The 26,222-nt window shown below is 65.9% G+C and carries 26 protein-coding genes and 1 pseudogene; 17 read left to right on the top strand and 10 right to left on the bottom strand.

The genetic code is table 11. The features are described from left to right. Positions 1–21: 21 nt before the first annotated feature. The 5 genes from NCS58_RS24450 to NCS58_RS24430 form a co-directional block, all read right to left on the bottom strand. Complete coding sequence (locus NCS58_RS24450) at positions 22–726, bottom strand: hypothetical protein (RefSeq protein WP_061119264.1); 705 nt, start codon at positions 724–726, stop codon at positions 22–24. A gap of 226 nt (positions 727–952) precedes the next feature. After that, positions 953–2,239: an oxalate/formate MFS antiporter gene (oxlT, locus tag NCS58_RS24445; RefSeq protein WP_061119158.1), complete on the bottom strand. Its 1,287-nt coding sequence runs from the start codon at positions 2,237–2,239 to the stop codon at positions 953–955. A 110-nt stretch (positions 2,240–2,349) separates the two neighbouring features. Continuing rightward, the gene (locus NCS58_RS24440; RefSeq protein ID WP_061119157.1) at positions 2,350–3,981 is read right to left on the bottom strand and encodes a gamma-glutamyltransferase family protein; all 1,632 of its coding nucleotides are present in this window, start codon (positions 3,979–3,981) and stop codon (positions 2,350–2,352) included. Between the two features lie 134 nt (positions 3,982–4,115). After that, positions 4,116–4,877, bottom strand: a complete 762-nt coding sequence (locus NCS58_RS24435; RefSeq protein ID WP_061119156.1) for a GntR family transcriptional regulator — start codon at positions 4,875–4,877, stop codon at positions 4,116–4,118. Between the two features lie 2 nt (positions 4,878–4,879). Next, complete coding sequence (locus tag NCS58_RS24430; protein ID WP_061119155.1) at positions 4,880–5,452, bottom strand: MarR family winged helix-turn-helix transcriptional regulator; 573 nt, start codon at positions 5,450–5,452, stop codon at positions 4,880–4,882. Positions 5,453–5,784: 332 nt separating this feature from the next. On the opposite strand from NCS58_RS24430, the gene NCS58_RS24425 reads away from it, so the two are divergent. From NCS58_RS24425 to NCS58_RS24385, 9 genes are all read left to right on the top strand, one after another. After that, complete coding sequence (locus NCS58_RS24425; protein ID WP_061119154.1) at positions 5,785–7,047, top strand: amidohydrolase/deacetylase family metallohydrolase; 1,263 nt, start codon at positions 5,785–5,787, stop codon at positions 7,045–7,047. A gap of 18 nt (positions 7,048–7,065) precedes the next feature. Beyond that, the gene (locus tag NCS58_RS24420; protein WP_061119153.1) at positions 7,066–9,474 is read left to right on the top strand and encodes a xanthine dehydrogenase family protein molybdopterin-binding subunit; all 2,409 of its coding nucleotides are present in this window, start codon (positions 7,066–7,068) and stop codon (positions 9,472–9,474) included. Beyond that, positions 9,471–10,307 (top strand): xanthine dehydrogenase family protein subunit M, encoded by an 837-nt coding sequence (locus tag NCS58_RS24415; RefSeq protein ID WP_061119152.1) that lies wholly within the window; start codon positions 9,471–9,473, stop codon positions 10,305–10,307. The genes NCS58_RS24420 and NCS58_RS24415 overlap by 4 nt, the downstream gene beginning before the upstream one ends. Continuing rightward, a complete protein-coding gene (locus tag NCS58_RS24410; protein WP_061119151.1) occupies positions 10,304–10,825 on the top strand; it encodes a (2Fe-2S)-binding protein in 522 nt (173 codons plus the stop codon). The genes NCS58_RS24415 and NCS58_RS24410 overlap by 4 nt, the downstream gene beginning before the upstream one ends. Before the next feature lie 23 nt (positions 10,826–10,848). Then, on the top strand, positions 10,849–11,511 hold the full coding sequence (locus NCS58_RS24405; protein WP_061119150.1) for an SRPBCC family protein: 663 nt from the start codon (positions 10,849–10,851) through the stop codon (positions 11,509–11,511). A 2-nt stretch (positions 11,512–11,513) separates the two neighbouring features. Beyond that, on the top strand, positions 11,514–12,707 hold the full coding sequence (locus NCS58_RS24400; protein WP_061119149.1) for a DUF1116 domain-containing protein: 1,194 nt from the start codon (positions 11,514–11,516) through the stop codon (positions 12,705–12,707). Further along, on the top strand, positions 12,704–13,093 hold the full coding sequence (gene hpxZ / locus NCS58_RS24395; protein WP_061119148.1) for an oxalurate catabolism protein HpxZ: 390 nt from the start codon (positions 12,704–12,706) through the stop codon (positions 13,091–13,093). The genes NCS58_RS24400 and hpxZ overlap by 4 nt, the downstream gene beginning before the upstream one ends. Beyond that, complete coding sequence (locus tag NCS58_RS24390) at positions 13,090–14,295, top strand: amidase (protein ID WP_061119147.1); 1,206 nt, start codon at positions 13,090–13,092, stop codon at positions 14,293–14,295. Before hpxZ ends, NCS58_RS24390 begins: the two co-directional genes overlap by 4 nt. Before the next feature lie 74 nt (positions 14,296–14,369). Continuing rightward, on the top strand, positions 14,370–15,200 hold the full coding sequence (locus tag NCS58_RS24385; protein WP_061119146.1) for a phytanoyl-CoA dioxygenase family protein: 831 nt from the start codon (positions 14,370–14,372) through the stop codon (positions 15,198–15,200). A gap of 72 nt (positions 15,201–15,272) precedes the next feature. On the opposite strand, the gene NCS58_RS24380 is transcribed toward NCS58_RS24385, so the two are convergent. From NCS58_RS24380 to NCS58_RS24365, 4 genes are read right to left on the bottom strand one after another with little or no spacing between them, the layout of a single operon-like run. After that, positions 15,273–16,148: an amino acid ABC transporter ATP-binding protein gene (locus tag NCS58_RS24380; RefSeq protein WP_061119145.1), complete on the bottom strand. Its 876-nt coding sequence runs from the start codon at positions 16,146–16,148 to the stop codon at positions 15,273–15,275. Beyond that, complete coding sequence (locus tag NCS58_RS24375; protein WP_061119144.1) at positions 16,145–16,804, bottom strand: amino acid ABC transporter permease; 660 nt, start codon at positions 16,802–16,804, stop codon at positions 16,145–16,147. The genes NCS58_RS24380 and NCS58_RS24375 overlap by 4 nt, the downstream gene beginning before the upstream one ends. After that, positions 16,801–17,445: an amino acid ABC transporter permease gene (locus NCS58_RS24370; RefSeq protein ID WP_061119143.1), complete on the bottom strand. Its 645-nt coding sequence runs from the start codon at positions 17,443–17,445 to the stop codon at positions 16,801–16,803. The genes NCS58_RS24375 and NCS58_RS24370 overlap by 4 nt, the downstream gene beginning before the upstream one ends. Before the next feature lie 27 nt (positions 17,446–17,472). Then, positions 17,473–18,342: a transporter substrate-binding domain-containing protein gene (locus NCS58_RS24365; protein ID WP_061119142.1), complete on the bottom strand. Its 870-nt coding sequence runs from the start codon at positions 18,340–18,342 to the stop codon at positions 17,473–17,475. A gap of 333 nt (positions 18,343–18,675) precedes the next feature. Here NCS58_RS24365 and NCS58_RS24360 point away from each other — a divergent pair. Continuing rightward, positions 18,676–18,831: pseudogene (locus NCS58_RS24360) on the top strand (2,4-dienoyl-CoA reductase); the annotation flags it as partial. Positions 18,832–18,885: 54 nt separating this feature from the next. Here the strand turns inward: NCS58_RS24360 and NCS58_RS24355 are convergent. Then, a complete protein-coding gene (locus NCS58_RS24355; RefSeq protein ID WP_250477730.1) occupies positions 18,886–20,277 on the bottom strand; it encodes a PLP-dependent aminotransferase family protein in 1,392 nt (463 codons plus the stop codon). 380 nt (positions 20,278–20,657) lie between these two features. Between NCS58_RS24355 and NCS58_RS24350 the strand changes: the two genes are divergently transcribed. The 7 genes from NCS58_RS24350 to NCS58_RS24320 are packed head-to-tail and all read left to right on the top strand — an operon-like array spanning position 20,658 to position 26,199. Beyond that, positions 20,658–21,140, top strand: coding sequence for an MSMEG_0572/Sll0783 family nitrogen starvation response protein (locus NCS58_RS24350; RefSeq protein WP_061119141.1), 483 nt, complete (start codon positions 20,658–20,660; stop codon positions 21,138–21,140). Between the two features lie 5 nt (positions 21,141–21,145). Next, a complete protein-coding gene (locus NCS58_RS24345; protein ID WP_250477729.1) occupies positions 21,146–22,153 on the top strand; it encodes a Nit6803 family nitrilase in 1,008 nt (335 codons plus the stop codon). Next, entirely contained in the window at positions 22,146–23,216 is a 1,071-nt protein-coding gene (locus NCS58_RS24340) for an MSMEG_0568 family radical SAM protein (RefSeq protein WP_061119140.1), read from the top strand. Before NCS58_RS24345 ends, NCS58_RS24340 begins: the two co-directional genes overlap by 8 nt. Before the next feature lie 2 nt (positions 23,217–23,218). Beyond that, on the top strand, positions 23,219–23,779 hold the full coding sequence (locus NCS58_RS24335; protein ID WP_061119139.1) for an MSMEG_0567/Sll0786 family nitrogen starvation N-acetyltransferase: 561 nt from the start codon (positions 23,219–23,221) through the stop codon (positions 23,777–23,779). Further along, positions 23,776–24,726, top strand: coding sequence for a sll0787 family AIR synthase-like protein (locus NCS58_RS24330; protein WP_061119138.1), 951 nt, complete (start codon positions 23,776–23,778; stop codon positions 24,724–24,726). The genes NCS58_RS24335 and NCS58_RS24330 overlap by 4 nt, the downstream gene beginning before the upstream one ends. Next, positions 24,714–25,901 carry an MSMEG_0565 family glycosyltransferase gene (locus tag NCS58_RS24325; protein WP_409219305.1) on the top strand — a complete coding sequence of 396 codons (1,188 nt, stop codon included), beginning with the start codon at positions 24,714–24,716 and terminating at the stop codon, positions 25,899–25,901. The genes NCS58_RS24330 and NCS58_RS24325 overlap by 13 nt, the downstream gene beginning before the upstream one ends. Positions 25,902–25,914: 13 nt before the next feature. Further along, entirely contained in the window at positions 25,915–26,199 is a 285-nt protein-coding gene (locus NCS58_RS24320) for an MSMEG_0570 family nitrogen starvation response protein (RefSeq protein WP_061119137.1), read from the top strand. Positions 26,200–26,222: the final 23 nt, after the last annotated feature.

The raw sequence follows: 26,222 nt of genomic DNA, 5'->3' as shown, positions 1-26,222 counted from the left end.
TCCAGGCCGTGACGCCGACCGCTAGTCAACGCGGAGCCACCGACCCGATTCCGGGCACACGGCGGCCGGTGCACCGTTCAACCGGACTTGCTCTTCCTTGAGCTGTAGCGACGTCGGGCGGTCAACATCGAGGACGATCTTCAGCGCATTTCCAATATTGGCGTCTTCGATTGGAAGTTCCCACGTCAGAAAAATCTGGGTGAAGTCTTGGTCCGGGGCGAAGTCGGCCGGGAAAAACCTGTCGCTGCCGCGCTGAACGACGCCGTGGGGCTGGGCCGTATCGAAAATCACGGCTGTTCCGCGCTTAAGGGGAATGCGTTGGCCCGTAGAGGGAAAGTGCAAGTCCAGACCCTTGTCTTCGCTCAGGAAGAGATTGCAAAAGGCGGCACCGCCATATTGCTCGCCATCATGGTGATGTTTCGCGCCACGACAGGCCATCAGCGCCATGGGGCTGTCGGCAAGCACCGCGGGCAGTCCCAGGGCGCCTGTCCAGTCGGACATGGCCTGCACGCACCGCTTGTAGTCCGGCCAGCGCACTTGCGTACGCGCCAGATGCATTGCCTCGACATCCCCAGGTTCCAGGGCGAGCCGGGTCGCTGTCTCTCTTTGCCAATCCGCAAGCACGGACGCACAAGGCGCAGGCACATCGAGCGTGCCCGATAAAACGATGTCGCTTACGTTACGACTGCGGATGGCGTCGCCGCTCCAAAAAAAGGAAGTCAGCATATCTCGCATTCGACGCCGTCAAAGATGGAGTTCATCGATGCATTGTAACGATTCAGCCCGGTCATCCCGGCAGAGATCGGCCAATCTCTGTCTCTCGCCGATGCGATGTCCGAGACGCTTGATCGGCTGTTACGCCTCCGCGCCCGTCGCCGGGGCGAGCGCATCGGCGGCCCCGGCGGCAAGCGAACATACGTCGAACGGTAATCCTCTCGCGGTGCCTGGACGTTTATACAGTCCCCTGTTTCAGGAAGCGAGTGCGCATTGGCTTGAGCGCGAAGAGCGCGAGTAGGGCGGTGACGATGTCCAGCGTGATCGCGACGCTGAAGACCGGCACCCAGCTTTGCGCATGCTGATGCAACAGCGCCGCGAGCGGTCCACCGAAGATCGAGCCGATGCCCTGAGAGATGTACAGCCAGCCGTAGTTCTCGGTCGCGTGGCGTGTGCCGAACGTATCGGTCAGCGTGGACGGGAAGAGCGAAAAGATTTCGCCCCAGCCGAAGAACACCACGCCCGAGAGCAGCACGAACAGCACGGCGTTGTCGCGCGTGAGGAGCCACAGCGCCATCGCCACGCCTTCGAGCGCGAACGCGAAGAACATCGTGTTTTCACGGCCGAAGCGATCGGACACCCAGCCGAACAGCGGACGCGTGAGGCCGTTCGTGAAGCGGTCGATAGTCAGCGCGAGCGGCAGCGCGGCCATGCCGAACACGACGACCTTCGTAATGCCGAAATCCGCCGCGAAGGTCGCCATCTGCGAGGTGACCATGAGGCCCGAGGTGGACATCATCGTCATCATGGCGAACATGAGCCAGAAGAGCGGCGACTTCATCATCTGCGAAGGACGAAGATTCGTCACGCCCGATGCCGCCGCAGCCGACGCCGGCCCGAGCGCCGCATCGCGCGGCACGCGCAGACCCTGCGACGCGACAAAGCCCACGATCGCGAAGGCGATGCCGTAGATCCAAAGCGTGGCGTCGAGTCCGCGCGTCGCAAGCGATGCCGAGATCGGGAACGTGGTTACGATCGCGCCCATGCCGTAGCCCGCCGCCACCGCGCCGGCCGCGAAGCCGCGCCGGTCCGGGAACCAGCGCACCATCAGCCCGACGACGCCGACATACACGATGCCCGTGCCGAGTCCGCCGATGAGACCATACGTGAGATAGAGCATCGACGTGCTCGTGGCCATCGACGCCAGCACCCAGCTCAGGCCCGACATCACCGTGCCGAGCGAGATCAGGAGGCGCGGCCCGAAACGGTCGATCAGCTTGCCCTGAAACGGCGAAAAGAACGTCTGCAGGATGATGAGCATCGAGAAGGTCACCTGCAGCTCCGGCAGCGGCACGCCGAGCTTCGCCGACAGTGGCTTCGTCAGCAGCGTCCAGACGTATTGCGGGCTGGAGATCGCCATCATGCAGAGGAGGCCCAGGCCGAGCTGGAGCCAGCGGTTATGTGCGACGACGGCGGGCGAGGGCATTGCGGCATCGTCGTGCATCGGCTGGATGCGAGAGTTCATTGCGTTCCCCGGTGGTATTGCGAATCAAAAGGATGAGAGGCGCCGTCCGGTCCGACGAATCGCGGGACCGGACGATGAAACGACTGCGAATGGCGATGTGCCCTGAAGCGTTACCAGCCTGCGACGCCGCCGTCGCTGCGCGGATCGTGTCCGCCCTCGAACGAACCGTCGGAATGACGAACGATCGCGCCGGCATGACCCATCGCTTCGTCGTAGGCGGCGAGCACTTCGACGTCGTGCCCGAGGGCGCGCAGTGCGTCGACGGTCGGGGCGGCAAAGCGCGCTTCGAGCTTCAGCGAATCGGTGGACTGGCCCCAGGTGCGGCCGAGCAGCCAGCGCGGCGCATCGATCGCGGCCTGCGGATTCCAGCCGAATCGCGCGATGCGCGAGAACACCGCGCTCTGCGACTGCGGCTGGCCGTCGCCGCCCATGTTGCCGTACACCATGGTGCGGCCGTCGGCGAAATGCGCGAGGGCGGGATTGAGCGTGTGAAAGGGGCGGCGGCCCGGCATCAGCGGATTTAGCGACGAAGGGTCGAGCGAGAAGCTGCAGCCGCGGTTCTGCCAGTTGATGCCCGACTGCGGCAGCACGATTCCGCTGCCGAACTCGTGATAGATGCTCTGGATGAAGCTGACCGCGACGCCATCGCGATCGATGACGCCCATCCACACCGTATCGCCCGGGCCTCGGCCCTGACCCCACGGCGCGGCGCGCGACATCGACACCTGAGAGGCCATCGCGTCGAGCGCGGCGGGATCGAGCTGCGTGACCGGGTCGATGCGCATATGGTCCGGATCGGTCACGTGCTCGTCGCGCACCTTGAAGGCGAGCTTGGTCGCCTCGACGCACGCGTGCACGAACTCGGGGCCGAGCGGGTCCATGTCGTGGGTAAGCAGGCGGTCCAGCACGCCGAGGATCAGCAGCGAGACGAGGCCTTGCGTGGGCGGCGGCATGTTGTAGACGGTGCCGAGTGTGTGCCGCAGCGCGAGCGGCGTGCGCGCGCAGGCGCGGTGCCGCTCGAGGTCGTCGAGCGTGACGAGCGTTTCCAGCGATGCGAGATCGCTCGCGATGCTGCGCGCGAGGTCGCCGCGATAGAAGTCGTCGAGACCGGCATCCGCGAGGCGTTGCAGCGTCGCGGCAAGCCGCGCGTTGACGAAGCGCTCGCCGGTGTGCGGCGCACGTGAATCAGGGAGAAAGGTCTGCGCGAAGCCGGGCACGGTTTCCAGTTCTGCGCGCTTGCCCGCAATGCAATCGGCCTGGCTGCGCGTGACCGGGATGCCGTCCCTCGCGTAATAAATGGCGTCTTCGAGCAGCCGCGCGACAGTCAGGCGACCGCCGAGCACGTCTTTCGAGTAGCGATGCGCGAAGTCCCAGCCCGACACCGTGCCGGCGACGGTATTGGCCGCGAGCGGGCCGCGTGGGGGAATCGCGCTCAGACCGAGTGAGCGATACGTGTCGATGCTGGCGCGCATCGCGGCCGCGCCGCATGCCTCGATGCCGACGGGCGCGTGGCCGGGGCGCGAGATCAGCCAGAAGCCGTCTCCCCCGATGCTGTTCATGTGCGGATAGACCACCGCGATGGTCGCGGCGGCGGCGATCATCGCCTCCACCGCGTTTCCGCCTTCGCGCAGGACGGCGAGCGCGCTTTGCGAGGCGAGCGCGTGCGGCGCGACCGCCATGCCGCGCGATCCGCGCGTGGGATTCAGTGTGTTGGCAGCGGCTTGCGCGTGTTCCAGAAGCATTGACGTTTCCTTGTATACAACGAAACGACCAATGCGAGATCCGTGCCAACGCTTGGTAATAACCCTGATCAGGCTTGCCGGATAAGGCTTGCAGCGCCGCGTCGACGACGCCGATGCGAAGCCTCGTGATGTCGTCAGATGGTGCGCCGAGGCCTTGCCGGTGCGTGCTCGACGGCTTCGCGCCCTGTCCCGGTGCGCGCGGCGAGCAGGCGCTGCATGGTGAGGCCGCTCACGCTGGCCTGGCTTCCGCGGATATGGCGCGACACGAGTTCGACACCGAGCGCGCCGTCGCCGCGGCGAATGGCGTCGAGAATCGCAGCGTGTTCGTCATAGGTTTCGGCGATGCAGTCGCCCTGCACCAGGTCGAGCCGCCGCACCACGCGAATGCGGTCGGTGACGCGCTGCATCGCCGAGGTGAGCTCGTCGTTGCCCGCCGCCGCGACGAGCGAGTGATGGAGCGCTTCGTCCAGTTCGACGAGCTTGCGGCCATCGGTGATGCGCCGCGCGCGCCCGATTTTCCAGATGCGATCGAGCGCATCGAGCAGCAGATGCAGCTTAGCCTGCGGCGTCTGCGCGTCGCAGAGTTTGCGCACGGCGAAGGTTTCGATCATCTGGCGCATCTCGTAGAGGTCGTCGAAGCGCTTGTTGTCGATCGGCACGACTTCCCAGCCGCCGCGCACATAGCCCTGCATCAGACCGTCGCTCTGAAGCCGCTGCAGGGCTTCGCGCGCGGGCGTGCGCGAGACCGCGAAGCGTTCGGCGATGGCGCCCTCCGTAAGCCGGTCGCCCGGCAGGAGATGCATGTCGAAGATTTCGTCGCGCAGCGTGTAATAGACGCGATCCGCGCGCGAAAGCGTAGCGTGCAGTGCGATGGCGGGGCGCTCCTCGGGCGTCATGTTCACGTCGCGCCGGCTTCGCTTTCGCTTTCGTCCTGGGCGAGCAACTGGCTGTCGGGCAGCCGGAAGGGCACGAGGTTGTCGGCGTTGTTGGCTTCCACCAGCCGGATCATTTGCAGCATGAAGACGTCGCGCTCCACAGGCGAAAGATGCTCGATGGTGCGCTCGTGCGCGCGCTGCACGGCGGCGGCCATCTTCCTGACCAGGCGTTTGCCCGCCGGCGTGAGTTTGACGAGCCGCAGCCGCTTGTCATGTTCGGCCTGCGTGCGGCTGACGAGCCCGCGCGCGTTGAGTCGCGGAATGACTTCCGCGACGCTGGAGCGCTCCAGTCCGACTTCGATGGCGAGCGAGTTCTGATCCATCTCGCCGAGCGATTCCAGCGCCGTGAGCAAACTGTATTGCACCGGCGTGATGTTGAACTCGCTCGTTTCCTGCACGAACAGGAACGTATGGATCTGATGCATGCGGCGAATCAGAAAGCCGGGCCGCGCAAACAGCGGCGAGCGCGCCTGCCGCTGCGCAAGCTCCGCGCGAACGCTTTCGATGTCGATGTGATCGGTGACGGTGTTTCGCATGTCAGCGACTTCCGTGGAAAGAGGGACGAGCGTCGGACGCTCCGATGCCGCATTCTAGGCCGAAATCGCGGCACGCCGCAAATGCGGGGTACACCGACGAATCACCATAAGAAGGCATCGCGCATGGGCGTGGTGCGGGAACGCGTCGGTGCTCTCCGAGTTGGTGCGAGGCAGTTTGCGAAGCTCCGTGGAATGGCACGTATCTGGCGTTGAAGAACACTGCTAACTGAATGATTCGGATGAAGAAAATTCGTTCGTAAATCGATGCATAAAAACCGGCATACAACTTGCGGTACACCACGCATCTTTCGACTCGGCCAGGCGCACAGTACATGTCACAAGTTCTGCTCAAGGGAGGGCGCGTCATCGACCCGGCCCAGAAAATCGACGCCACGCTCGACGTCCTGGTGGACAACGGCGTCATTGCCGCAATCGGCGCCGCTGCCGCGAGCCAGGCACATCAGGCGGAACTCGTCGATTGCGGCGGCAAGCTGGTGCTGCCCGGTCTCATCGATACGCACGGCCACATCTATCAGTACGTGACGGGCCGCTTCGGCTTGAATGCCGATCAGTGCGGCGTGCAGTCGGGCGTCACGACGATCGTCGATCAGGGCGGTCCGAGCTGCATCACGATTCCGGGCTTTCGTCATTACGTAGCGGAGCGTTCGGCCACGCGCGTGCTCGCGTTCATCTCCGCCTATCTCGTCGGCGGGCTCGAAGGTCACTACTATCCGGACCTGTATCGCCCCGACTGTCTGGATGCCGATGCGACCATCAAGTCCATCAAGGCCAATCCCGATCTGGTGAAGGGCATCAAGGCGCATGCGGAAATCGGCGGCTTCGCGCGCTGGGGCCTCGACGTGATGAAGATCGCCGCGCAGATTGGCCGTGGCGCGCAACTGCCCCTGTACATCCACTTCGGCCAGTTGTGGCCGAAGCCACAGAGCGGCGGCCTGCCGGTCCAGCCGGACTGCATCTTCAATCAGGTGGTCGAGACCCTCAAGCCCGGCGATATCCTCGCGCATCCGTTCAGCCGTCATCCGGGCGGCTTCGTGGAGGAGAACGGGCAACTGCATCCGCTCGTGCACGAAGCGGTCGCGCGCGGCCTGAAGATCGACGTCGGCCACGGCTCGCATTTCAGCTTCAGGACGGCGCGCATCGTGCTCGATGCGGGCGTCGTGCCCGACACGCTCGGCGCGGACATGCACGGCTACAACACACACGTGCCCGCGCCAGCCGGCACGCCCGACAGCCATCCCGACGAAGAGCATTCGTTCCTCGGCCGCACGCAGTTCAGCCTTGTCAGCGCGATGACCAGCATGCTCGCGCTCGGCCTGCCGCTCGATCACGTCGTCGCCATGACGACGTGCAACGCCGCGAAGATGGTCGGCATGGAGGGCGAGATCGGCACGCTCAAGGTGGGACGCGGCGCAGACATCAGCGTGCTCGACGACCGGCGCGGGCGCTGGGTGCTGGAGGACAACGAAGGCACGCAGGTCATCACCGACCGCATGCTGGCGCCGCTCTTCTGCCTGCGCGACGGCGTGCGCCACGACGCCGTTTCGCCGACCCTGCCGCTCGCGCGCGCCGCCTGAGAATGCGAGGTTCATACGATGATCAAACGTCTGCATAGACAGGGCGGCGGCGATAGCGCGCAAGGCATCGGCGCATCGCTCACGCGCAAGGAAGACGAGCGCTTCATGCACGGGCGCGGCGAATACGTGCCCAATATCCGCATGGTCGGCATGGTCGATGTGGCGTTCGTGCGCAGCCCGATCGCGCATGGTCATATCGTCGGCATCGAGAAGCCGGAGGGCTTCGAACACGCGATCTACACGCTTGGCGACATGGAAGGCGTGAAGCCTGTCGTCGCGAATTCGGGCCTGCCGGGCTTCAAGTCTTCCGAGCAGCCGGTGCTCGCGAGCGGCAAGGTGCGGCAGGTCGGCGAGATCATTGCAATGTGCGTGGCCGCGACGCGCGCGCAGGCCGAGGACATTGCCGCGCAGGTTTTCGTCGATTTCGAGGAGCTGCCCGCCGTGGTCGACATGATCGACGCGCGCCGCGACGATTCCGCGCTCGTGCACGAACACTGGGGCGACAACGTCTTCCTCGAAACTTTCGTCGATGCGAACCCTGACGTCGATCTCGACGCGATCCGCCGCGACGCGCCGATCCGCGTGCATCGCAAGCTGCGCACGGCGCGCCAGAGCATGGCGCCGATGGAAGGGCGCGGCTGCGTTGCGCACTGGGACCGGCGGCTGTCGCAACTGATCCTGCACACGTCCGCGCAGATGCCGCACATCACGCGCACCGGGCTTGCGCAATGTCTCGGCCTCGACGAAGGGCAAGTGCGCGTGATCGCGCCGGACGTGGGCGGCGGCTTCGGCTACAAAGGCATTCTGCTGCCCGAGGAAGTCTGCTGCGGCTGGCTCGCGATGCAACTGGAGAAGCCCGTGCGCTGGATCGAGGATCGCCGCGAACAACTCACGGCGAATGCGAACTGCCGCGAGCACGACTACGACATTACCGGCTACGCCGATCGCGACGGCCGCCTGCTCGCGGTCGAATGCGAGGCGCATGTGGATTCGGGCGCGTATTCGTCGTATCCGTTCTCGGCGTGTCTGGAGGCGGCGCAGATCGGCAGCATCCTGCCGGGGCCGTACAAGATGGAGCGCTTCCGGTGCCGCACGTGGTCGGTCGCGACCAACAAGCCGCCGATCCTGCCGTATCGCGGCGTGGCGCGCACCGGCGTGTGCTACGCGATCGAAACCGTCATGGATGCGATCGCGCTCGAAGCGGGCATCGAGCCCTATGAGGTGCGTCTGCGCAATCTCGTCGAGCCGCACGAGATGCCCTACGACAACATCACCAGGAAGCATTTCGACAGCGGCGACTATCCCGAGGCGGTGCGCCGCGCGATGGCCGCGATCGACCTGTCCGCGGTTCGCGCGCGGCAGCGTCGCGGCGAGCCGGACGGCAGGCGCATCGGTTTCGGCATGTCGGTGTTCTGCGAGCAGGGCGCGCACGGCACGTCGGTGTATCACGGCTGGGGCATTCCGATGGTGCCGGGCTACGAGCCGGCGGTCATCCGCCTCACGCCCGACGGCGTGCTCGAAGTGCGCGTGGGCGTGCATTCGCACGGGCAGAGCATGGAAACGACGCTCGCGCAGATCGCGCACGAAGTGCTCGGCATCGACACCGACCGCGTGCGCATCGTGCTCGGCGACACCGGCGTCACGCCTTATTCCACCGGCACCTGGGGCTCGCGCTCGATCGTGATGGCAGGCGGCGCGGTGGGCCGCGCATCGAAGGAACTGAAGGAGCGGCTCCTGAAGATCGGCGCGCATCTGCTCGGCGAACCCTCGAGCGAGGTGCGCTGGGAAAACGGCGCGGTGGTCGGCAGACAGGCGTCGCGCAGCCTGCGGGAAATCGCGCGGACCTGGTATCTCGCGCCGCAACTGCTGCCGTCCGATGTCGATCCGCGCGGCCTCGAAGTCTCGACGTCCTATCAGGCGAAGCGCGATTCGGGCACCTTCAGCTACGCGTGCCACGCGGTGGTCGTCGCGGTCGATCCGGCGCTCGGGCAGACGGAGATTCTAGATTACGTGATCGTGGAAGACGGCGGCGTGCTCATCAATCCGATGGTGGTCGACGGACAGGTCTACGGCGGCGCGGCGCAGGGCATCGGCACAGCGCTCTACGAGGCGATGCCGTACAGCGACGACGGCCAGCCGCTCGCCTCGACGCTCGCCGACTACATCCTGCCCGGCGCGACCGAAGTGCCCGCCATTCGCATCGAACACATGGAAACGCCCGCGCCATACACCGAGTTCGGGCAGAAGGGCATCGGCGAGAGCGGGGCGATCGGTCCGCCCGCCGCGCTTGCCAATGCTGTCAACGATGCGTTGCGCGGACTCGGCGTGCGCATCGACCAGTTGCCGGTCACGCCGCGCCTCGTCGTCGAAGCGCTCGCGAAGGAGCGCGAACGCCAGGCCCGCGCGATGAAAGGAATGCCCGCATGAAAGCCGCGACCTACGATTATGCAAAGCCGCTCACCTGCGACGAGGCGATCGCGCTCATCGTCCCGACCGGCGGCATGGGCAAGTTCGTGTCCGGCAGCCAGTCGCTCGGGCCGATGATGAACCTGCGCCTCGCGCAGCCGGAAATGCTCGTCGATCTGCGCGGCATCGCGGCGCTGCGTGCATGCCGCATCGAAGGGGAGACGGTCACGCTCGGCGCATGCCTCACGCATGCGCAGATCGAGGACGGCAAGGTCGAGACCGGCACACGCGGACTCATGGAATATGTGGCGCGCGGCATCGCGTATCGCGCGGTGCGCAATCGCGGCACGCTCGGCGGCAGTCTCGCCCACGCCGATCCCGCTGCGGACTGGATCAACACGATGTGCGCGCTCGATGCGCAGTTTCTGGTCGCGGGACCGGGCGGCGCGCGCGTGATCGACGGCGGCGACTGGATGGCCGGCGCATTCACGACCGCGCTCGAAGCCGACGAGATCCTGACCGGCGTGCGCTTCGCGCGTCTTTCGCCGACGGCGCGCTGGAGCTACTACAAGTTCAACCGCAAGCCGGGCGAGTTCGCCGAGGCCATCGCGGTGTTCATCGACGATGCGGCGCGCGGCGTGTGCCGTGCCGTGATCGGCGCGATCGACGCACCGCCCTTCGCCATCGACGATGCGCGCGATCTGCTGCGCGACGCCAATCCGCAAACCTCGTGTTTCGATGCACATCTCGAAGCGGCGGGCATCGAAGCGGGAAGCTATGAACATGAAGTGCATCGCGTCGCGCTCGTGCGCGCGGCGGCGGCCATTCGCAATCAGGACGGAAAAGCACCATGAGCGACGCATTCATCAAGACGATCGAACTCGTCGTCAACCGTGCGCCGGTCGTGGACCGCGTCGAGCCGCGCACGAGTCTCGCCGATTTCCTGCGCGAGCAGCGCATGTTGTGCGGCACCAACATCGGTTGCGAGCAGGGCGTATGCGGCGCATGCACGATCGACGTGGACGGCGTGCCGACCCGTTCGTGCATCACTCCCGCGATCAGTTGCGCGGGGAGCGCCGTGCGCACCATCGAAGGCTTCGACGACGACGCCATCATGAACGAGCTGCGCGCGGCCTTCAGCGCCGAACACGCGCTGCAATGCGGCTACTGCACGCCGGGCATGCTGATGACCGCGCGCGACATCGTCACGCGCCTGCCCGATGCCGACGACGCGCGCGTGCGCCTCGAACTCTCCGGCAACCTGTGCCGCTGCACGGGCTACGTGGGCATCGTCCGCGCGATCCGCCGCGTGCTCGATGCGCGTCGCGCCCGCGCCGCAGCCCCGCTCGCGGCCGCCGCCGCGACCGCCTGAAACACTCATACGGAATTCGCGCCATGGAAATCGAACAAAGCTTCACCGTCCCTTATCCGCGCCATGCCGTATGGGCGCGCTTTCACGACACGCCCGGGATCGTCGCGTGCCTGCCGGGCGCCTCGCTCACAGCGCCAGTCGCGAACGGCATGCTCAAGCTCGCGATGACCGTCAAGCTCGGGCCGATCGTCGCGTCGTTCGCGGGCGACGGCGCGATGCAGCTCGACGATGCGCAGTATCGCGGCAGCATCACGGGAACGGGTGTGGACCGGAAGAGTTCGTCGCGCGTGAAGGGCGTGGCGTCGTTCGCGCTCGAAGCCACGGCGGCGAGCGAAACGCGTGTCGACGTGAAGGTGGACTACACGATCGGCGGCAGCCTCGCGCAGTTTTCGCGCGGCGGGATCGTGAAGGAACTGGCGACGCGCATGACCGAAGCGTTCGCCGAAAATCTCAAGGCGAAGCTCGACGTCGCGGACACGGCAGCAGGCAGCGCGCTGGTGCAGGCCGCAGCGCCGGCCGTCGTGCAGGAAGCCGAAGCGCCCGCCCCGAAGACGCGCGTGGAACCGCGTCCGGGAGTGCGTGCGGCATCGGCGAAAGCGGCAAACGCGCCGCTCGATGTCGGCAATCTGTTCTGGAAGATGCTGTGGTCGCGCCTGCGCGGACTGTTCAGCTTCGCGGCCCGCTGACCATGCGCACCGACGATGCCAACGCACGCGCGCTGAGCCGCGTTCACGCGGTGCGTCCGCAATGGCGCGCGGTCGTGGCGGCGCGCGACGCGGTGCGTCTGCCGGACTTCACGCTGCTGCATGCGGGGCCGCCGTTCGACAATCCGCGCGAGCCGTCCGCGCCGGTGCGTTCGTCTGCGGTCCTGTGCTGTCTGTACGAAGGCTGGGCGAAGGATGAAGTGCACGCCGAACGGCTGATCGCGCAAGGAGAAGTGCGGCTCGAATGCGCGCAGGCGTATGGCGTGGTGACGCCGCTCGCGGCCGTGATCTCGCCGCGCACGATGCTCGTCGAGGTGAACGACGCGAACGATTCCGCCGCGCGTGCGTGGTCCATGCTGGGCAGCGGCGCGGGTCCGCAGATTCGCTTCGGCGGCCGCGATCTGCGCATTCTCGATCGCATGAAATGGCGCGACCGAGTGCTCGCGCCCGCGCTCGATGCAGCGCTCGCTCGCGGCCCGCTCGATCTGCTGGCGCTGGCGCAAACCGGTCTCGATGATGGCGACGATCTGCACGCGCGCACCACGGCTGCCACCGCCGCACTGCGCGAGCTGCTCGCGCCGCGCCTCTCCGATGCATCCGGCGAGATCGACGCGATGCTCGCCCAGACGCCGCTTTTCTTCCTCACGCCGTGGATGGCCGCGTGCGCGCTCATGCTTTCGGCGGCGGCGCGCGCGGGCGATGCTTCATCGACGCTCGTGGTGGCGCTCGCGGGCAACGGCGAGCGCATCGGTATCCGGCTTGCGGGCGCGCCCTCACGGTGGATCACCGCCGACGCCCGCGCGCCGGAAGGACCGCGCATCGATCCGCACCAGCAGGCGGAGGCGGCGCCGCTGACCGGCGACAGCGGCGTCATCGACGCGGCCGGTTTCGGCGCGCAGGCGCTCGCGCCGGAGCCGGCGCAGGCGTTCGAGGCATTGTTGCCCGCCGGCTGGCGCGAGCGCCAGGCGCGCCTTTACACGGAGCCGCATCCCGCGTTCCCGCGGCTGCCCGGTGTGCTCGATGCCGCCCGCGTCGAGCGCGAAGGTATCGCGCCACTCGCCGCCATCGCGATGATCGGCGGCGACGGACGCGCAGGCCTGCTCGGGCGCGGTCTCTATGCGGCGCCGCCCGAACTCTTCGCGCGCGCAATGAGAAACCTTTCCGGCGACAACGCATGAGCGCAGAACCGATCAACCATCCGGCCACGCTCGCGGCGGTCGAAACCGCCTTCGACGAATACGAGCGCGCGCTCACGACCAACGACGTCGCCGTGCTCGACACGCTCTTCTGGATGAGTCCGCACACGCTGCGCTACGGCGCGACCGAAAACCTGCAAGGCTACGACGCCATCCGCGAGTTTCGGGCGCAGCGTCCGGGCAAGGGCCTGATGCGCACGATCGTCGACCGGTCGGTGACGAGCTTCGGCGCGGACTTCGCCGTGACGAACATCACGTTCTCGCGCGCAGGCGAGCCGCGCATCGGGCGCCAGTCGCAGACGTGGGCGCGTATCGACGGTCAATGGCGCGTGGTCGCCGCTCACGTCAGCTGGATGGACCCGTCATGACGCGGAACGATTTGCTGCAAGCAGGCCTCCACGGCGCATTCGTCGCCGATGGCTTCGCCTCGCTGCCGCCCGCCGCGCTGCCGCCGCGCACCGGCGATCGGCTCGCGACCTTGCGCCTCGCGGTGAAGGATGTCTTCGATATCGCCGGATTGCGCACCGGCGGCGGCAATCCGGCCTGGCGCGATCAGCAGCCGGTCGCCGCGCGCACCGCACTCGCCGTGCGTGCGCTGCTCGAAGAAGGCGCGCAGTGGATCGGCAAGACCGTCACCGACGAACTTACCTACAGCCTTGCCGGCGTCAACGCGCACTACGGCACGCCCGTGAATCCGGCGGACCCGGCGCGCATGCCGGGCGGATCGTCGTCGGGGTCGGTCGTGGCAGTCGCGGCGGGTCATGCGGACGTCGCGCTCGGCACCGATTGCGGCGGCTCCGTGCGCCTGCCGGCTAGCTATTGCGGCGTGTGGGGCATGCGGCCCACGCACGGCCGCATCGCGACCGACGGATGTCTCACGCTCGCGCACAGCTTCGACACGGTCGGCTGGTTCGCGCGCGATCCGCACACTCTCGCGCTCATGTTCGAGGTACTGGCGCAAAGCGTCGTCGGATCGAACGACGATGCATTCGCCGTTCACGTGCCGCGCAACCTGCTCGCCTGCGTCGATGCGCCCGTCGCGGCGCGCTTCGAGGCGTCGATCGAGGCGCTCGGCGAGCGCGTGAGCTTCGTCGCGCCGCAGGCACCGCTGCCTGACTGGGCGCAGACGTTCCGCGTGTTGCAGGCGGGGGAAATCGCCCAGCGATACGGAAAGTGGGCGCGCGAGCATTCGGCGAGCTTCGGTGCGGACGTCGGCGCGCGCTTCGCGATGAGCCTGACCATCACGCGCGAGCAGATCGCGCAGGCGCAGCGGCTTCGCGTTGAAGCGATCCACGCAATGGCCGAAGCCCTGCCGCAAGGCACCTACTGGCTGGTTCCGACGGTGCCGGGCGGCGCGCCGCGCGCCGATGCATCGGCGCAAACGGTCGATCACACGCGCGCCCGTGCGCAGCAGATGCTGTGCGTCGCCGGTCTCGCAGGCCTGCCGCAGGTGAGCATGCCGTGGACGCGCATCGGCAGCGCGCCGGTCGGCGTGTCCGTCATCGGCGCGCGCGGCGCGGACGAAGGCGTGTTGCGCGTCGCGCGCGCCGTGCACGAACTCATGCGGTAAGCGTCCGCGCGGGCGCGACCCGTTGCCGGACGAGCAAGCGTCTTTCCGATCGAAGCACACTCAGAGGAACGTCCATGACGAAGCATCTCACCGAAGCGCAGGTCGCGCACTTCAAGCAGCACGGCTATGTCTATCCGATGCGCGCGATCGACGCGCACGAGGCGGCGGAGTATCGCCGCATCATCGAACGGTACGAGGCGTCCTCCGGCGAGGACGTCAACAGGACGCTCAAGATCAAAGGTCATCTGGCCTTGCCGGCGATCGTCGAACTCGGCCGTCATCCGGCCATTCTGGATGCGGTCGAGGATCTCATCGGGCCGGACATCATGCTGTTCGGCGCGTCGATCTTCGCTAAAAACGGTCGTGATCCGCGCTATGTGTCCTGGCATCAGGACTCGACGTATTTCGGGCTGACGCCGCACGAGGAAGTGACCGTGTGGGTCGCGCTCACGCCGGCGAATTCGGTCAACGGCGTGCTGCGCGTGCTGCCCGGCTCGCACAGCGGGCCGGACCTCAAGCACGTCGAGACGTACGCGAAGGACAACATGCTCGCCAAGGGGCAGACGCTCGTCGACATCGACGAAAACCTGGCGGTCGAAATGCCGCTTGAGCCGGGCGAATTTTCGATGCATCACGAACGCACCGCGCACAGTTCGTTGCCGAATCGCTCGGATGATCGGCGCATCGGCTTCGCGTTCTTCTATGTGCCGGCGCATGTGCGATCCGTCACCGGCCGACGTCGGGCGACGCTCGTGCGCGGCGTCGATCGCTTCGGTCACTGGGATGCCGACACCTTGCCCGAATACGACTGCGATCCGCGGTCGATGAGCGAACTGGCGCAAACCTGGGGCAAGTACAAGGACGGTGAAGTCAGGCAGGCCGCGGACATGGCTGCGCCGCAATGAATCCGCTCAGACTCGTCGCGGCGCATGCAGGCCGCGACGAGTCTGAACGTCAGGCGCGTCCGGAAGACTCGCTCAGTCTTCGGCCGCGTGATGCGGCGAGCGAAAGCGCGCAAGAAACTGCCGCGCGCGCGGCGTCTGCGGCGCGTCGAAGAACTGCTCGGGCGGCGCGCTTTCGATCACCTGTCCCGCGTCCATGAACACGACGCGGCTCGCCACCTGCCGCGCGAACTCCATCTCGTGCGTGACGATGACCATGGTCGCGCCTTCCTGCGCGAGCGAGCGCATCACGCTCAGCACTTCGCCGACGAGCATCGGATCGAGCGCGCTGGTGGGTTCGTCGAAGAGCAGGATGTCGGGCTTCATGGCCAGTGCGCGCGCAATGCCCACGCGCTGCTTCTGGCCGCCCGACAGCCGCGACGGATACGCATCCATCTTGGCCGCGAGGCCGACGCGTTCAAGCAGGCGCTCGGCTTCCGCGTGCACTACGTCGCGTGGAAGTCCGAGCACGTGCAACGGCGCTTCCATCACGTTCTGCAGCACCGTCAGATGCGGCCAGAGCGCGAAATGTTGAAACACCATGCCGATGCGCGCGCGCGAACGCGCGAGTTCGGCATCGTTCATCTTGATCGACGAGCCTTCGCGCAGGCCCATGCGCCGGCCGGATACGTGGACCGTGCCGGCATCGGGAATTTCCAGCCAGTTCACGCAGCGCAGCAGCGTGGACTTGCCACAGCCCGACGGTCCCAGCAGGCATACGGTCTCGCCCTTGTGCACGGTGAGCGAGACATCGCGCAGCACGTGATTCTCGCCGAACGACTTCGATATGCCGTTGAGTTGCAGGACCGTAAGCGCCGCCTGGCTCGCCGCGCCGCTCGCGAGGCCGGACGATGCTCCGGCTGCGTCGGTCGCGCGCATGATGGTGACCGGGACGTCGTTCGAAATGTTCATGCTCTGCGTTCCTCGGCAAATCTGGACAGTAATCCGCTGCCGCCTTCGATCACGAGGCATATGGCCCAGTAAAGCAGCACGGCCGTGATGAACGCGGCGAACGGGATGAAATAGGTCGCCTGAATGCCGTTCATCTGATGCGTCAGCTCGCCGACCGCGATCACCGTGAGAAACGCGCTGTCCTTCACGATCTGCACGAGCTGGTTGCCGATCATCGGCAAGGCGACTGTGAAGACCTGAGGCAGGATGATGCGGCGAACCAGGCCGAAGCCGTGAAAGCCGTACGCGCGCGCGGCTTCGATCATCGGCGCGGGCAGGCCGGCCCACGCGCCGCGCAGCAGCTCGGCCATGTAGGCGGTGTTGTAGAGAATCAGCGCGATGGCGCCGGCCCACCAGTTCGACAGGCGAATGCCCGCGCTCGGCAGCCCGAAATAGATCAGATAGACGAACAACAGGAAGGGCGCGCAGCGCATCGCATCGACATACAGCACGGCGATGTGCGCGATGGCCGGGCGCTTCGACATGAGCGCGGGTGCGAGCAGCGCGCCCAGCAGGAGCGACGCGAGTGCGGCGACCGCGAGCAGTCCGAGCGTGTCGAGCAAACCCGAAAGCACGTCCGCGCGCTGCTGCCAGACGATCAGAAAGTGTTCCGTCATGCGCGGGCCTCCACGGGCTGGCGACGCTCGATCACGCGCTGTGCCCGGATCAGCACGAACACGATAAGTCCGTAGAGCACCAGCGCGAACACGAAGGGCGGCAGCGGATCATAGGTGCGCGCGCCCACACGCAAGGCCGCGCGCGTGATTTCGACGATGCCGATGACCGCGACCGCGGGCGTCGACTTGATCTGCAGGGTCATCTCGTTGACGAGACCCGGAAGGCTCGCGCGCCAGAGCTGCGGCAACACGATGCGCCGGAACCGCAGGCTGCGCGGCATCGCGAAGGCGAGGGCGGCATCGTACTGGTCGCGCGGAAAGTTGATCAGCGCGGCGCGCCAGATTTCGCAGTTGAACGCCGCAGTGCTGATGGTTAGCGCGAGGATCGCGGCGGGCGTCGGGTCAAGCGAGATGCCGAACTGCGGCAGCGCGAAGAAGATCAGCAGCGTCAGCGTCACGGCGGGACACGAGCGGATGAGGCTCACGTACGCGAGCACGATGCGGTTGAGATACGGCACGCGCGCCCAGCGGATCAACGCGAGGCCGAGTCCCAGCGGCACGCCGAGCACGATGCTGGCGACCGAGAGAAGCACGGTCTCCAGCGCTCCTTGCGCGATGCTCCAGTAATCGAAGGCGTTCATCGATGCGGGATGATATGGGCGTAAAGGTCAGTTGACCGACTGCGGCATGTCCTTGTAGCTCGCGCCGAGCCACTTCTGCTGGAGCTGGTACATCTCGCCGCTCTTGCGCAGTTCGAGCAAAGCGGCATCGACTATCTTCAGCACGTCGGTATTGCCCTTTTTCACGGCCCACGCGATATAGGTCGGCTTGCCGATCGCCTGGCCGACGACGAACACGTCCGGGCGCGTCTTCACGAGCGAGTTCAGGCTGATCTGCGTATTCGCGACCGCATCGACGCGACCGAGCCCGAGATCCTGATAAGCCTCCGGATACGACTGATACTCGACGATCTGCTTGAGACCGTTGCCGCCGTGCTTCTTTTTCAGTTCCTCGTTGAAGGACTTGAGGTCCGCCAGCATCGCGCTGCCCGTTTCCGCGCCCACGACCTTGCCGACGAGATCGTCGGCGGTCTTGATCGGGGCGCCCTTCTTGGTCGCATACACGGTGACGGCCTCGCAGGTCGGCGACGCGAAGTCGAAGTTCTTCTTGCGCTCTTCGGTGACGAGCACCGCGCTCAATGCCATGTCGTACTTGCCCGTCGTGACGCCGGGCAGGATGCCGGACCACGGCATCACCTGTTGTTTGACGTCGACGCCGAGCTTCTTGCGCATCAGCGCGAGCAGGTCGTTGTCATAGCCCGTGTTCTTGCCGTTCTCGACGAATTCGAACGGGTTGTAGTCGTCCTCGGTCGCGACGCTCAGATAGCCCCGCGCCTTGATTTCCTCCGCGCCCGCTGCATGAGCCGCCTGGCTCAGGCCGAACGTCGCGACGAGCATGAGCGCGCACGAGCGAAGAAGCGTGACGGCGGTGCGCTGTTTCGACTGACGAGCATCGCGACGGGTGAGACAGGCTGACATGAGAGGCCTCTTTGATGTTTGCGATGGCGCGCACGGCGTTCGATGCATGCGCGGTCGCTGGTTGGCGATCGTCGAATGGACGATTCGTTCGAGTACCGATGAAATCGACTTCGGAATATGCAAGTGGTATGCCAACGATCCATCGCGCCGCCATCCCCGACGAACCGGCGTTCATGCGGCACACGAGCCGCCGTATCGAAATATGTGGTGCACCACAGATGTCCTGGCGGCCTCGTCTTCGTGCATGACCGCACCGAGTTGCGACATGGGGCGGCAATCGGTGGTTTGCTTATCCGCGAATTGGTGTTCGCTTGCGGGCTTCGGACTCAGATCGACGCGCGGCAGGCCGTGATGATGCTCAATGACTTGAAGGAGAATCTCGTCGAACGCTCAGGCGGCAGCTATGAAGCTCCTGCCATGCAAGGCGAAGCGCGTGACGGTCGCACGGTGGCGCGTGAGGGCTGCTTTGTGGGCTTTGCGCGCGGTATCCGCAAGAGACCGCTGCGGGTCGAATCGCCCGTTCACTTAGGCGATAGCGCGTTTTCAAAGCGTCGGCATATGCAGATGATGCGGATCGCCCATCATATCGGCGACGCGCCTTAGCGCTTCGCGGCAATCTTCCCGGTTCTGAGGTCCACCGAGACATAACCGCAGCGCATTCGGCGGATTCCCATCTGCGGAAAATGCGGCCCCGGCCACCGCGCCGATGCCTTGATTGCGCAACTGGAGGGCCAATTCCGGCGCACTCCAGTCACACATCGAAGGCACGGGCAGCCACAGATGAAACCCGTGCGGGTCGGCGTCGAACGCGAAGCCTCGAAGCTCGTCCGACGCGATCGCCTGTCTGGCCGATGCCTCCTCGCGAATAGCTTCGAGCACGTCTGAAGCCGTGCCGTCGTTGACCCATTGGGTCGCGAGGAGGACGGTGAAAGGGCTCGGCATGACCGTCGTCGCACGCAATGCTCCCGCGATCCGCTGCGTCTGCCGCAGCGTAGGCGCTTTGAGATATGCCACGCGCAACCCCGCGCCCAGCGTCTTCGATAAGCCGGTCACGTGATACGTCAGTTCGGGCGCGAGTTGCGCGAGCGTGGCGGGCGCGTCGAAAGGCAACATGCCGTAAGGCTCGTCTTCGATGATCGGCACGTTGTAACGCAAGGCCACATCGGCAAGGGCTTCGCGCCGCTGCAGCGTAAGCGTCAATGTGCTCGGGTTCTGCAGCGTGGGATTGCAGTAGAACGCTCCCGGCTTCTCCGTCTTGCACAACGCTTCGAACGCATGCGGCAACGGGCCTTCGTCATCGCGGGGCAAGGCCTGCAAGCGCACGCCTAGTTGCGAAGCAATCGCCTTGATCCCGGGATAAGCGAGCGAATCCAGACAGATGATCTCGCCCGGCCGCGCAAGCTGCGACACCAGCGCAACGAGCGCGCCATGAATGCCCGGACAAACGAGCACGTTATCGACATCGCAATCCGGAACGCGTTTCCGAAGCCATTCGCGTCCCGCCGCGCGATCCGCCGCCGTTCCGCCGAAATCCTGATAACGCAACAACTGAAACGGATCGGCACGCTCCATCAGGCTCGCCGCCGACGCGCGCAGTCGCGCTGCCAACAGCGGTGGTTCGGGCGGCATGTTCATCGACATCTCGACGCCGCCGCCCCCCGCGAGCGGCAACGTCGGCGTCCTGCCGCGCGCGAAGGTTCCGCTACCCGCGCGCGCATCGAGCAGGCCGCGCTTGCGCGCTTCCGCGTACGCACGCGCGACCGTCGTGTAGTTGAGGCCGAGCAGGTCGGCGAGATCGCGCAAACCCGGCAATCGGTCACGTGGCTGCAATCGCCCGGTGGCAAGGTCTTCTTCGATCAGATCGGGAATCGTCAGATAAGCGGGCTTTCTACTCTCCTCGAGCTTTCTGATCCAGTGATGCGCCGGCTGATTCATGACCGCGATGTCCTCGGCGAAGGTTCGATTCACCTTAGCATGACAAATCAATCAAAAGAAAAGAGATCGCATGCGCTGATCGCAGTTGATTGCATTGATCGCATCCATGCACATCGTCAGTGTGCTGCGCACCACGCACAGGCTTTCCTGCGCTGAAAGCGTGCGCGCCTCGCTCGGCAAGGCTCCCGTGCACGACTACGAAAGGCCGTCCGCAACGGCTTGCACGAGAATTTTTCGTGTCGCGCATGCAAGTTTGTTTTGCTTGATTGCAAAGTGATTGCATTTTACGGGCCAATCATTGGCATATCCGTTGCGTTTGAGCGTTCGCCGTCGCGATGAAACATGACGGTATACACGTGAACCCAACATCGGAGAATGCCATGCCCGCAGTCAATCAACCGCTTCACAAGAACGGCGACTTTCTGGTCGACTACGAAGAGAAAGTTTTCGAAGACGTGAAGGCCGAACCTGGCGAGAAAGCACTCGTCACGTTTCATACGGTCGCATTCGAAGGCTCGATCGGCTTCGTGAATCTGCTGCAAGCCACGCGTCTGCAACGCAAGGGATTCGACACCTCCGTGCTGCTCTATGGACCGGGCGTGACGCTCGGCCTGCAACGCGGCTTCCCGACGCTCGGCGACGAAGCGTTCCCCGGCCATCTCAACTTCAACAAGCAGCTTCAGAAGTTCATGGCTGAAGGCGGGAAGGTCTACGCATGCCGCTTCGCATTGCAGGCTCTCTACGGACACGGCGAGGCGTCGCTCATCGAAGGCATTCGTCCGATCAACCCGCTCGATGTGCTCGATCTTCAGTTGCTTCATCGCAAGGAGAACGCGCTCGTTATTCATACGTGGACCGTGTGACGATCATGGCCGATGCCCTGACGACCAAGCGCGTCGTGCGCGCCGCCGCCGTGCAGATCGCGCCGGATTTCGAACGCCCGAACGGCACGCTCGAGCGCGTCTGCACGACCATCGACGAAGCCGCCGCGAAAGGCGTGCAGCTGATCGTGTTTCCCGAGACCTTCGTGCCGTATTACCCGTACTTCTCGTTCGTGCGCGCACCGGTTGCTTCGGGTCCGGATCACATGAAGCTCTACGAACAGGCGGTGGTCGTGCCGGGTCCGGTCACGCAGGCAATCGCGGAACACGCGCGGCTCGCGAACATGGTGGTCGTGCTCGGCGTCAACGAGCGCGATCACGGCAGCCTCTACAACACGCAGCTCATCTTCGACACCGATGGCCGCCTGCTGCTCAAGCGCCGCAAGATCACGCCGACGTTCCACGAACGGATGATCTGGGGACAAGGCGATGCCGCGGGGCTGAAGGTCGCTGAAACGCGCGTTGGCCGCGTCGGCGCGCTGGCTTGCTGGGAGCACTACAACCCGCTCGCGCGGTACGCGCTGATGACGCAGCATGAAGAGATCCATTGCAGCCAGTTTCCCGGCTCGCTGGTCGGCCCGATCTTCGCCGAGCAGATCGAAGTGACGATCCGGCATCACGCGCTGGAGTCGGGTTGCTTCGTCGTCAATGCGACAGGCTGGCTGACCGATGCGCAGATGGAAGCCATTACGCCGGATCCGAACCTGCAACGCGCGCTGCGCGGCGGCTGCAACACGGCGATCGTCTCGCCCGAAGGTCAGCATCTGGCCGAGCCTTTGCGCGAAGGCGAAGGCATGGTGATCGCCGATCTCGACATGTCGCTCATCACCAAGCGCAAACGCATGATGGATTCGGTCGGCCACTACGCGCGGCCCGAGCTGCTGAGTCTCGCGATCAACGACCGACCCGCCACGCCCGTCACTTCTTTCAAGGACACCTACGACGATGAGCGCAAGAGAGAGCCTGCCGGCGTCGAGCCGGCAATTGATGATTGAGCTTCAGTCGAGCGGCCTGCGACTGGTCGATCCGCGCGCGGGTGTGTCGAGCCGGCGCGGCGGCGCGGGACCATCGGATCACAAGGCGGTGACCGTCGATGGCGTGACCATCATGGTGCCCGTGCATACGAGCACTGCCTGGGATTCGCCGTTCGTCGCGGGCCAGCCGGACGCGAGCGGCAACAGCGCGCTGATGCGCAACACGATCCCGATCGCGAGCATCAGCTTTCCGAAGACGCCGCGCTTCTACGCGATGCAGACACTCGACGGCGTGCCTTATTCGCACATAGCGACGCTGCACAGTGCCGACGTCCTCGCGACAACCGTGCTGCAAACCTGCATCCGTTACGAAAGCCGGCGCAAATCGTGCAAGTTCTGCGCGATCGGGCAATCGCTCGCGGCGGGACGCACCATCGCGCGCAAGACACCCGAGCAGCTCGCCGAGGTGGCGCGCGCCGCCGTGTTGCTCGACGGCGTCAAGCACATGGTGCTGACCACCGGCACGCCGCCGACGCCGGATCGCGGCGCGCAGATCCTGTGTGAGAGCGCGTTCGCGATCAGGGCGGCAGTCGATCTGCCGATCCAGGCGCAGTGCGAGCCGCCCGATGACGACCGCTGGTTCGAGCGCATGAAGGCGAGCGGCATCGATACGCTCGGCATGCATCTCGAAGCGGTGACGCCCGCGGTGCGCGACCGCATCATGCCAGGCAAGGCGAGCGTGCCGGTGTCGCGCTACATGGAAGCGTTCGAGGCAGCGGTCGCGGTGTTCGGGCGCGGGCAGGTGAGCACGTACATCCTCGCGGGACTCGGCGACACCGCACAGGCCATCGTCGATATGGCGGGCGATTTGATTGCGCTCGGCGTGTATCCGTTCGTCGTGCCGTTCGTGCCGATCAGCGGCACGCCGCTCGAGGACCATCCCGCACCCACGCCCGACTTCATGCGCTCGGTGCTGGCGCCGATCGGCGCGATGCTCGCGCAGGCGAGCATGCGTTCCGCCGATATCAAGGCGGGCTGCGGCAAATGCGGCGCATGTTCGTCGCTTTCATCGTACGAGGTGTGACCATGTTCGTCGAAGCCATCGTCGGCGATGCGTTCGATCTCGACTACACGCCGGTCGAATACCGCGTGAAGTGGGCAACGCTGCCGTGGGAAGAGGATGAAGCGTACACGCTGCGGCGCGCGGTGTTCTGCATCGAGCAGGGCGTGTTCGTCGGTGACGATCGCGACGAGATCGATGAGCGCGCGCAGTTGCTGGTCGCGCTGAGTTGCGTCGCAGGCATGCCGGAGCAGGTGGTCGGCACCGTGCGCATCCACGAGACGGAGCCGGGCGTGTGGTGCGGCTCGCGGCTCGCGGTGCACGCGGCCTTCCGCTCGCATGGAAAGATCGGCTCGACGCTCATCCGGCTCGCGGTATCGAGCGCGCATGCGCTGGGCTGCGAGACTTTTCTCGCCCATGTGCAGGCGCAGAACGTGCCGCTCTTTCGCCGTCTGCGCTGGGACACGCAGCAGGAGGAAACGCTGTTCGGCCGCCCTCATCATTTGATGCGCGCGCAACTCGACGCGTACCCGCCGTGCCTGACCCCGCAAAGCGGTTTCGTCGCGCTGGCGCGGAGGCTGCCGTGAGCGCGCTCGCCGGACTGGTCGAGCGCCTGCGCGAGAGTCGCGGCTTTCGTCACAAGAACGATATCTCGCATGTGCTTTCGCGTCTTCGTCCGAACGCGCAATCCGTGGCGATCGGCGATGACTGCGCCGCGATTCCCGACGGCGATGGCTATCTGCTCTTCGCGATCGAAGGCATGGTGAGCGACTTCGTTCGCTCGATGCCCTGGTTCGCCGGCTACAGCGGCGTGATGGTGAACGTGAGCGACATCTACGCGATGGGCGGCCGCCCGCTCGCCGTCGTCGATGCGCTGTGGAGCGGCAGCGCACACGCCGCCGGCGAAGTGCTCGCGGGCATGGCGGCGGCATCGGAGGTGTATGGCGTGCCGGTCGTCGGCGGACACAGCAACGTGCGCAGCGACGGCGCGCAACTCGCGGTGGCGATCGTAGGACGGGCGCGCAAGCTTCTGACCAGTTTCGATGCGCGCCCGGGCGATGCGCTCGTGATGGCCGTCGATCTGCGCGGCAGGTTCGAGGAGCCGTATCCGTTCTGGAATGCATCGGTGGGGTCGCCCGAAGGCCGCGCACGCGCCGATTTCGAATTGCTGCCCGCGCTCGCCGAAGAGGGTCTGTGCGATGCCGCAAAGGACATCAGCATGGCGGGCGTGCTTGGGACCGCATTGATGCTGCTCGAATGCTCGAAAGCCGGCGCGCGTATCGACCTCGATGCGTTGCCGCGTCCCGCCGATGTCGGGATCGAACGCTGGCTCACGGCGTTTCCGAGCTTCGGCTTCGTGCTTTCCGTGCGTCGCGAGCATGTCGGCGAGGTGCTGGCCCGTTTCGCCGGGCGCGATCTCGCGAGCGCGGTGATCGGTGAAGTCGATGCCTCGCGCGAAGTGGTCGTGACGCGCGGCAGCGAGGCCGCCTTGCTGTGGAATCTGCGTGAGGAGCCGTTCATATGTGCGCGATGAACACACTGCGCGTCGCGCTGCTCACGCATTCGGTGAACCCGCGCGGCGGTGTCGTGCATACGCTCGAACTCGGGCGCGCATTGCATGAACTTGGTCATGACGTCACGGTGTTCGCGCCGGCGCGCGCGGGCGAGTCGATGTTCCGCGCATCGCCGTGCCGCATCGTGCTGGCGCGAATCGAAGGCGCGCAGCAAGGTCTGGCGGGCATGGTCGGCGAGCGCATGAACGCATTGAAGCGGACGCTCGCGGACCAGGGCACCGGTCTCTTCGATGTGATGCACGCGCAGGACAGCATCGGCGGCAATGCGCTGGCGGACCTGAAGGAACAAGGGGCGATTCGCGGTTTCATTCGCACGGTGCATCATCTCGACCATTTCGACGATGCGCGGCTCGCGCACTGGCAAACCCGCGCATGGCGCGATGCCGATGCCGTGCTGTGCGTGAGCGAAGCCTGGACGCACACGATGCGTTCGACCTGCGGCATCGCGGCGCATACGGTCACCAACGGCATCGACCGCGCGCGCTTCGGGGCATCGGCGGATGGCGAAACAGCGGCGTTGCGCGAGCGCTTCGGTCTCGGCGCGGGACCGGTCGTGCTGGCGGTGGGCGGCATAGAGGCGCGCAAGAATACCTCGATGCTGCTCGAAGCGTTCGCATTCTTGCGCCGCCGGCGGCCCGGCGCGCAACTCGTGCTCGCGGGCGGCGCAAGTCTGCTCGATCACGACGTCTATACGCGCGGCTTTCTCGCACGCGCCGCCGAACTGCGACTGGACGTGAGCGGCAAAGGCACGCCGGTCGTCGTCACCGGCGCGCTGCCCGATGCATCGATGCCCGCGCTTTATCGCCTGGCCGGTGTCGTCTCGATGATCTCGCTGCGCGAAGGCTTCGGCCTCGTGGTGCTGGAGGCGCTGGCGAGCGGGCGTGCGGTCGTGGTGTCGCACATCGCGCCGTTCACCGAATATCTCGACGATAAAGCGTGCCTCTTCGCCGATCCGCACGACGCGCAAGCCATTGCCGCGGCACTCGACACGGCGCTCGAGGGCAGGAGCGGCATCGACTTCCTTCACGCCGTGCCCGCGCTGCTGCGGCGCTTCACCTGGCGGGCAAGCGCCGTGCGTCATCTCGACATCTATGGCAGGTGGCTCGCGCGCGCGCCGCTTGCGCTCAACCCATAACGGAGGCTTGCACATGCCTGTCATGCACTTTCGAATTCGCTGGCCGGACGGCGTCGAGGCGAACTGCTATTCGCCCTCTACGGTCGTCAGCGAATATTTCGCGGTGGGCGAAAGCTATGCCGTCGGCGACTTCGTCGCGCGCTCGCGCGAGGCGCTCAACATCGGCTCGCAGCGCGTGCGCGAGAAGTACGGCTTCGCGTGCTCCGCGGCGCTCGATCAGCTTGCACGTATCGAAGACGATGCGGGACGGTTTGCCGATGCGCACGATGCGCGCGTGACCGTGCTCGCGCTCGATTGACCCATTTGTCGAAGAGGAAGCGG

This window comes from Caballeronia sp. INML3B, from assembly GCF_023631305.1.
GTDB lineage: Bacteria > Pseudomonadota > Gammaproteobacteria > Burkholderiales > Burkholderiaceae > Caballeronia > Caballeronia turbans.
This window is presented reverse-complemented; position numbering and strand designations above follow the sequence as displayed.

Bases quoted from the DNA above. Each gene is read 5' to 3' on its own strand.
- NCS58_RS24355 (WP_250477730.1), bottom strand. From the start codon at position 20,277: ATGAATCAGCCGGCGCATCACTGGATCAGAAAGCTCGAGGAGAGTAGA.
- NCS58_RS24375 (WP_061119144.1), bottom strand. From the start codon at position 16,804: ATGACGGAACACTTTCTGATCGTCTGGCAGCAGCGCGCGGACGTGCTT.
- NCS58_RS24440 (WP_061119157.1), bottom strand. From the start codon at position 3,981: ATGCTTCTGGAACACGCGCAAGCCGCTGCCAACACACTGAATCCCACG.
- NCS58_RS24435 (WP_061119156.1), bottom strand. From the start codon at position 4,877: ATGACGCCCGAGGAGCGCCCCGCCATCGCACTGCACGCTACGCTTTCG.
- NCS58_RS24340 (WP_061119140.1), top strand. From the start codon at position 22,146: ATGATTGAGCTTCAGTCGAGCGGCCTGCGACTGGTCGATCCGCGCGCG.
- NCS58_RS24365 (WP_061119142.1), bottom strand. From the start codon at position 18,342: ATGTCAGCCTGTCTCACCCGTCGCGATGCTCGTCAGTCGAAACAGCGC.
- NCS58_RS24350 (WP_061119141.1), top strand. From the start codon at position 20,658: ATGCCCGCAGTCAATCAACCGCTTCACAAGAACGGCGACTTTCTGGTC.
- NCS58_RS24425 (WP_061119154.1), top strand. From the start codon at position 5,785: ATGTCACAAGTTCTGCTCAAGGGAGGGCGCGTCATCGACCCGGCCCAG.
- NCS58_RS24370 (WP_061119143.1), bottom strand. From the start codon at position 17,445: ATGAACGCCTTCGATTACTGGAGCATCGCGCAAGGAGCGCTGGAGACC.
- oxlT (WP_061119158.1), bottom strand. From the start codon at position 2,239: ATGAACTCTCGCATCCAGCCGATGCACGACGATGCCGCAATGCCCTCG.
- NCS58_RS24390 (WP_061119147.1), top strand. From the start codon at position 13,090: ATGACGCGGAACGATTTGCTGCAAGCAGGCCTCCACGGCGCATTCGTC.
- NCS58_RS24335 (WP_061119139.1), top strand. From the start codon at position 23,219: ATGTTCGTCGAAGCCATCGTCGGCGATGCGTTCGATCTCGACTACACG.
- NCS58_RS24410 (WP_061119151.1), top strand. From the start codon at position 10,304: ATGAGCGACGCATTCATCAAGACGATCGAACTCGTCGTCAACCGTGCG.
- NCS58_RS24380 (WP_061119145.1), bottom strand. From the start codon at position 16,148: ATGAACATTTCGAACGACGTCCCGGTCACCATCATGCGCGCGACCGAC.
- NCS58_RS24385 (WP_061119146.1), top strand. From the start codon at position 14,370: ATGACGAAGCATCTCACCGAAGCGCAGGTCGCGCACTTCAAGCAGCAC.
- NCS58_RS24415 (WP_061119152.1), top strand. From the start codon at position 9,471: ATGAAAGCCGCGACCTACGATTATGCAAAGCCGCTCACCTGCGACGAG.
- NCS58_RS24450 (WP_061119264.1), bottom strand. From the start codon at position 726: ATGCTGACTTCCTTTTTTTGGAGCGGCGACGCCATCCGCAGTCGTAAC.
- NCS58_RS24320 (WP_061119137.1), top strand. From the start codon at position 25,915: ATGCCTGTCATGCACTTTCGAATTCGCTGGCCGGACGGCGTCGAGGCG.
- NCS58_RS24430 (WP_061119155.1), bottom strand. From the start codon at position 5,452: ATGCGAAACACCGTCACCGATCACATCGACATCGAAAGCGTTCGCGCG.
- NCS58_RS24345 (WP_250477729.1), top strand. From the start codon at position 21,146: ATGGCCGATGCCCTGACGACCAAGCGCGTCGTGCGCGCCGCCGCCGTG.
- NCS58_RS24400 (WP_061119149.1), top strand. From the start codon at position 11,514: ATGCGCACCGACGATGCCAACGCACGCGCGCTGAGCCGCGTTCACGCG.
- hpxZ (WP_061119148.1), top strand. From the start codon at position 12,704: ATGAGCGCAGAACCGATCAACCATCCGGCCACGCTCGCGGCGGTCGAA.
- NCS58_RS24325 (WP_409219305.1), top strand. From the start codon at position 24,714: ATGTGCGCGATGAACACACTGCGCGTCGCGCTGCTCACGCATTCGGTG.
- NCS58_RS24405 (WP_061119150.1), top strand. From the start codon at position 10,849: ATGGAAATCGAACAAAGCTTCACCGTCCCTTATCCGCGCCATGCCGTA.
- NCS58_RS24420 (WP_061119153.1), top strand. From the start codon at position 7,066: ATGATCAAACGTCTGCATAGACAGGGCGGCGGCGATAGCGCGCAAGGC.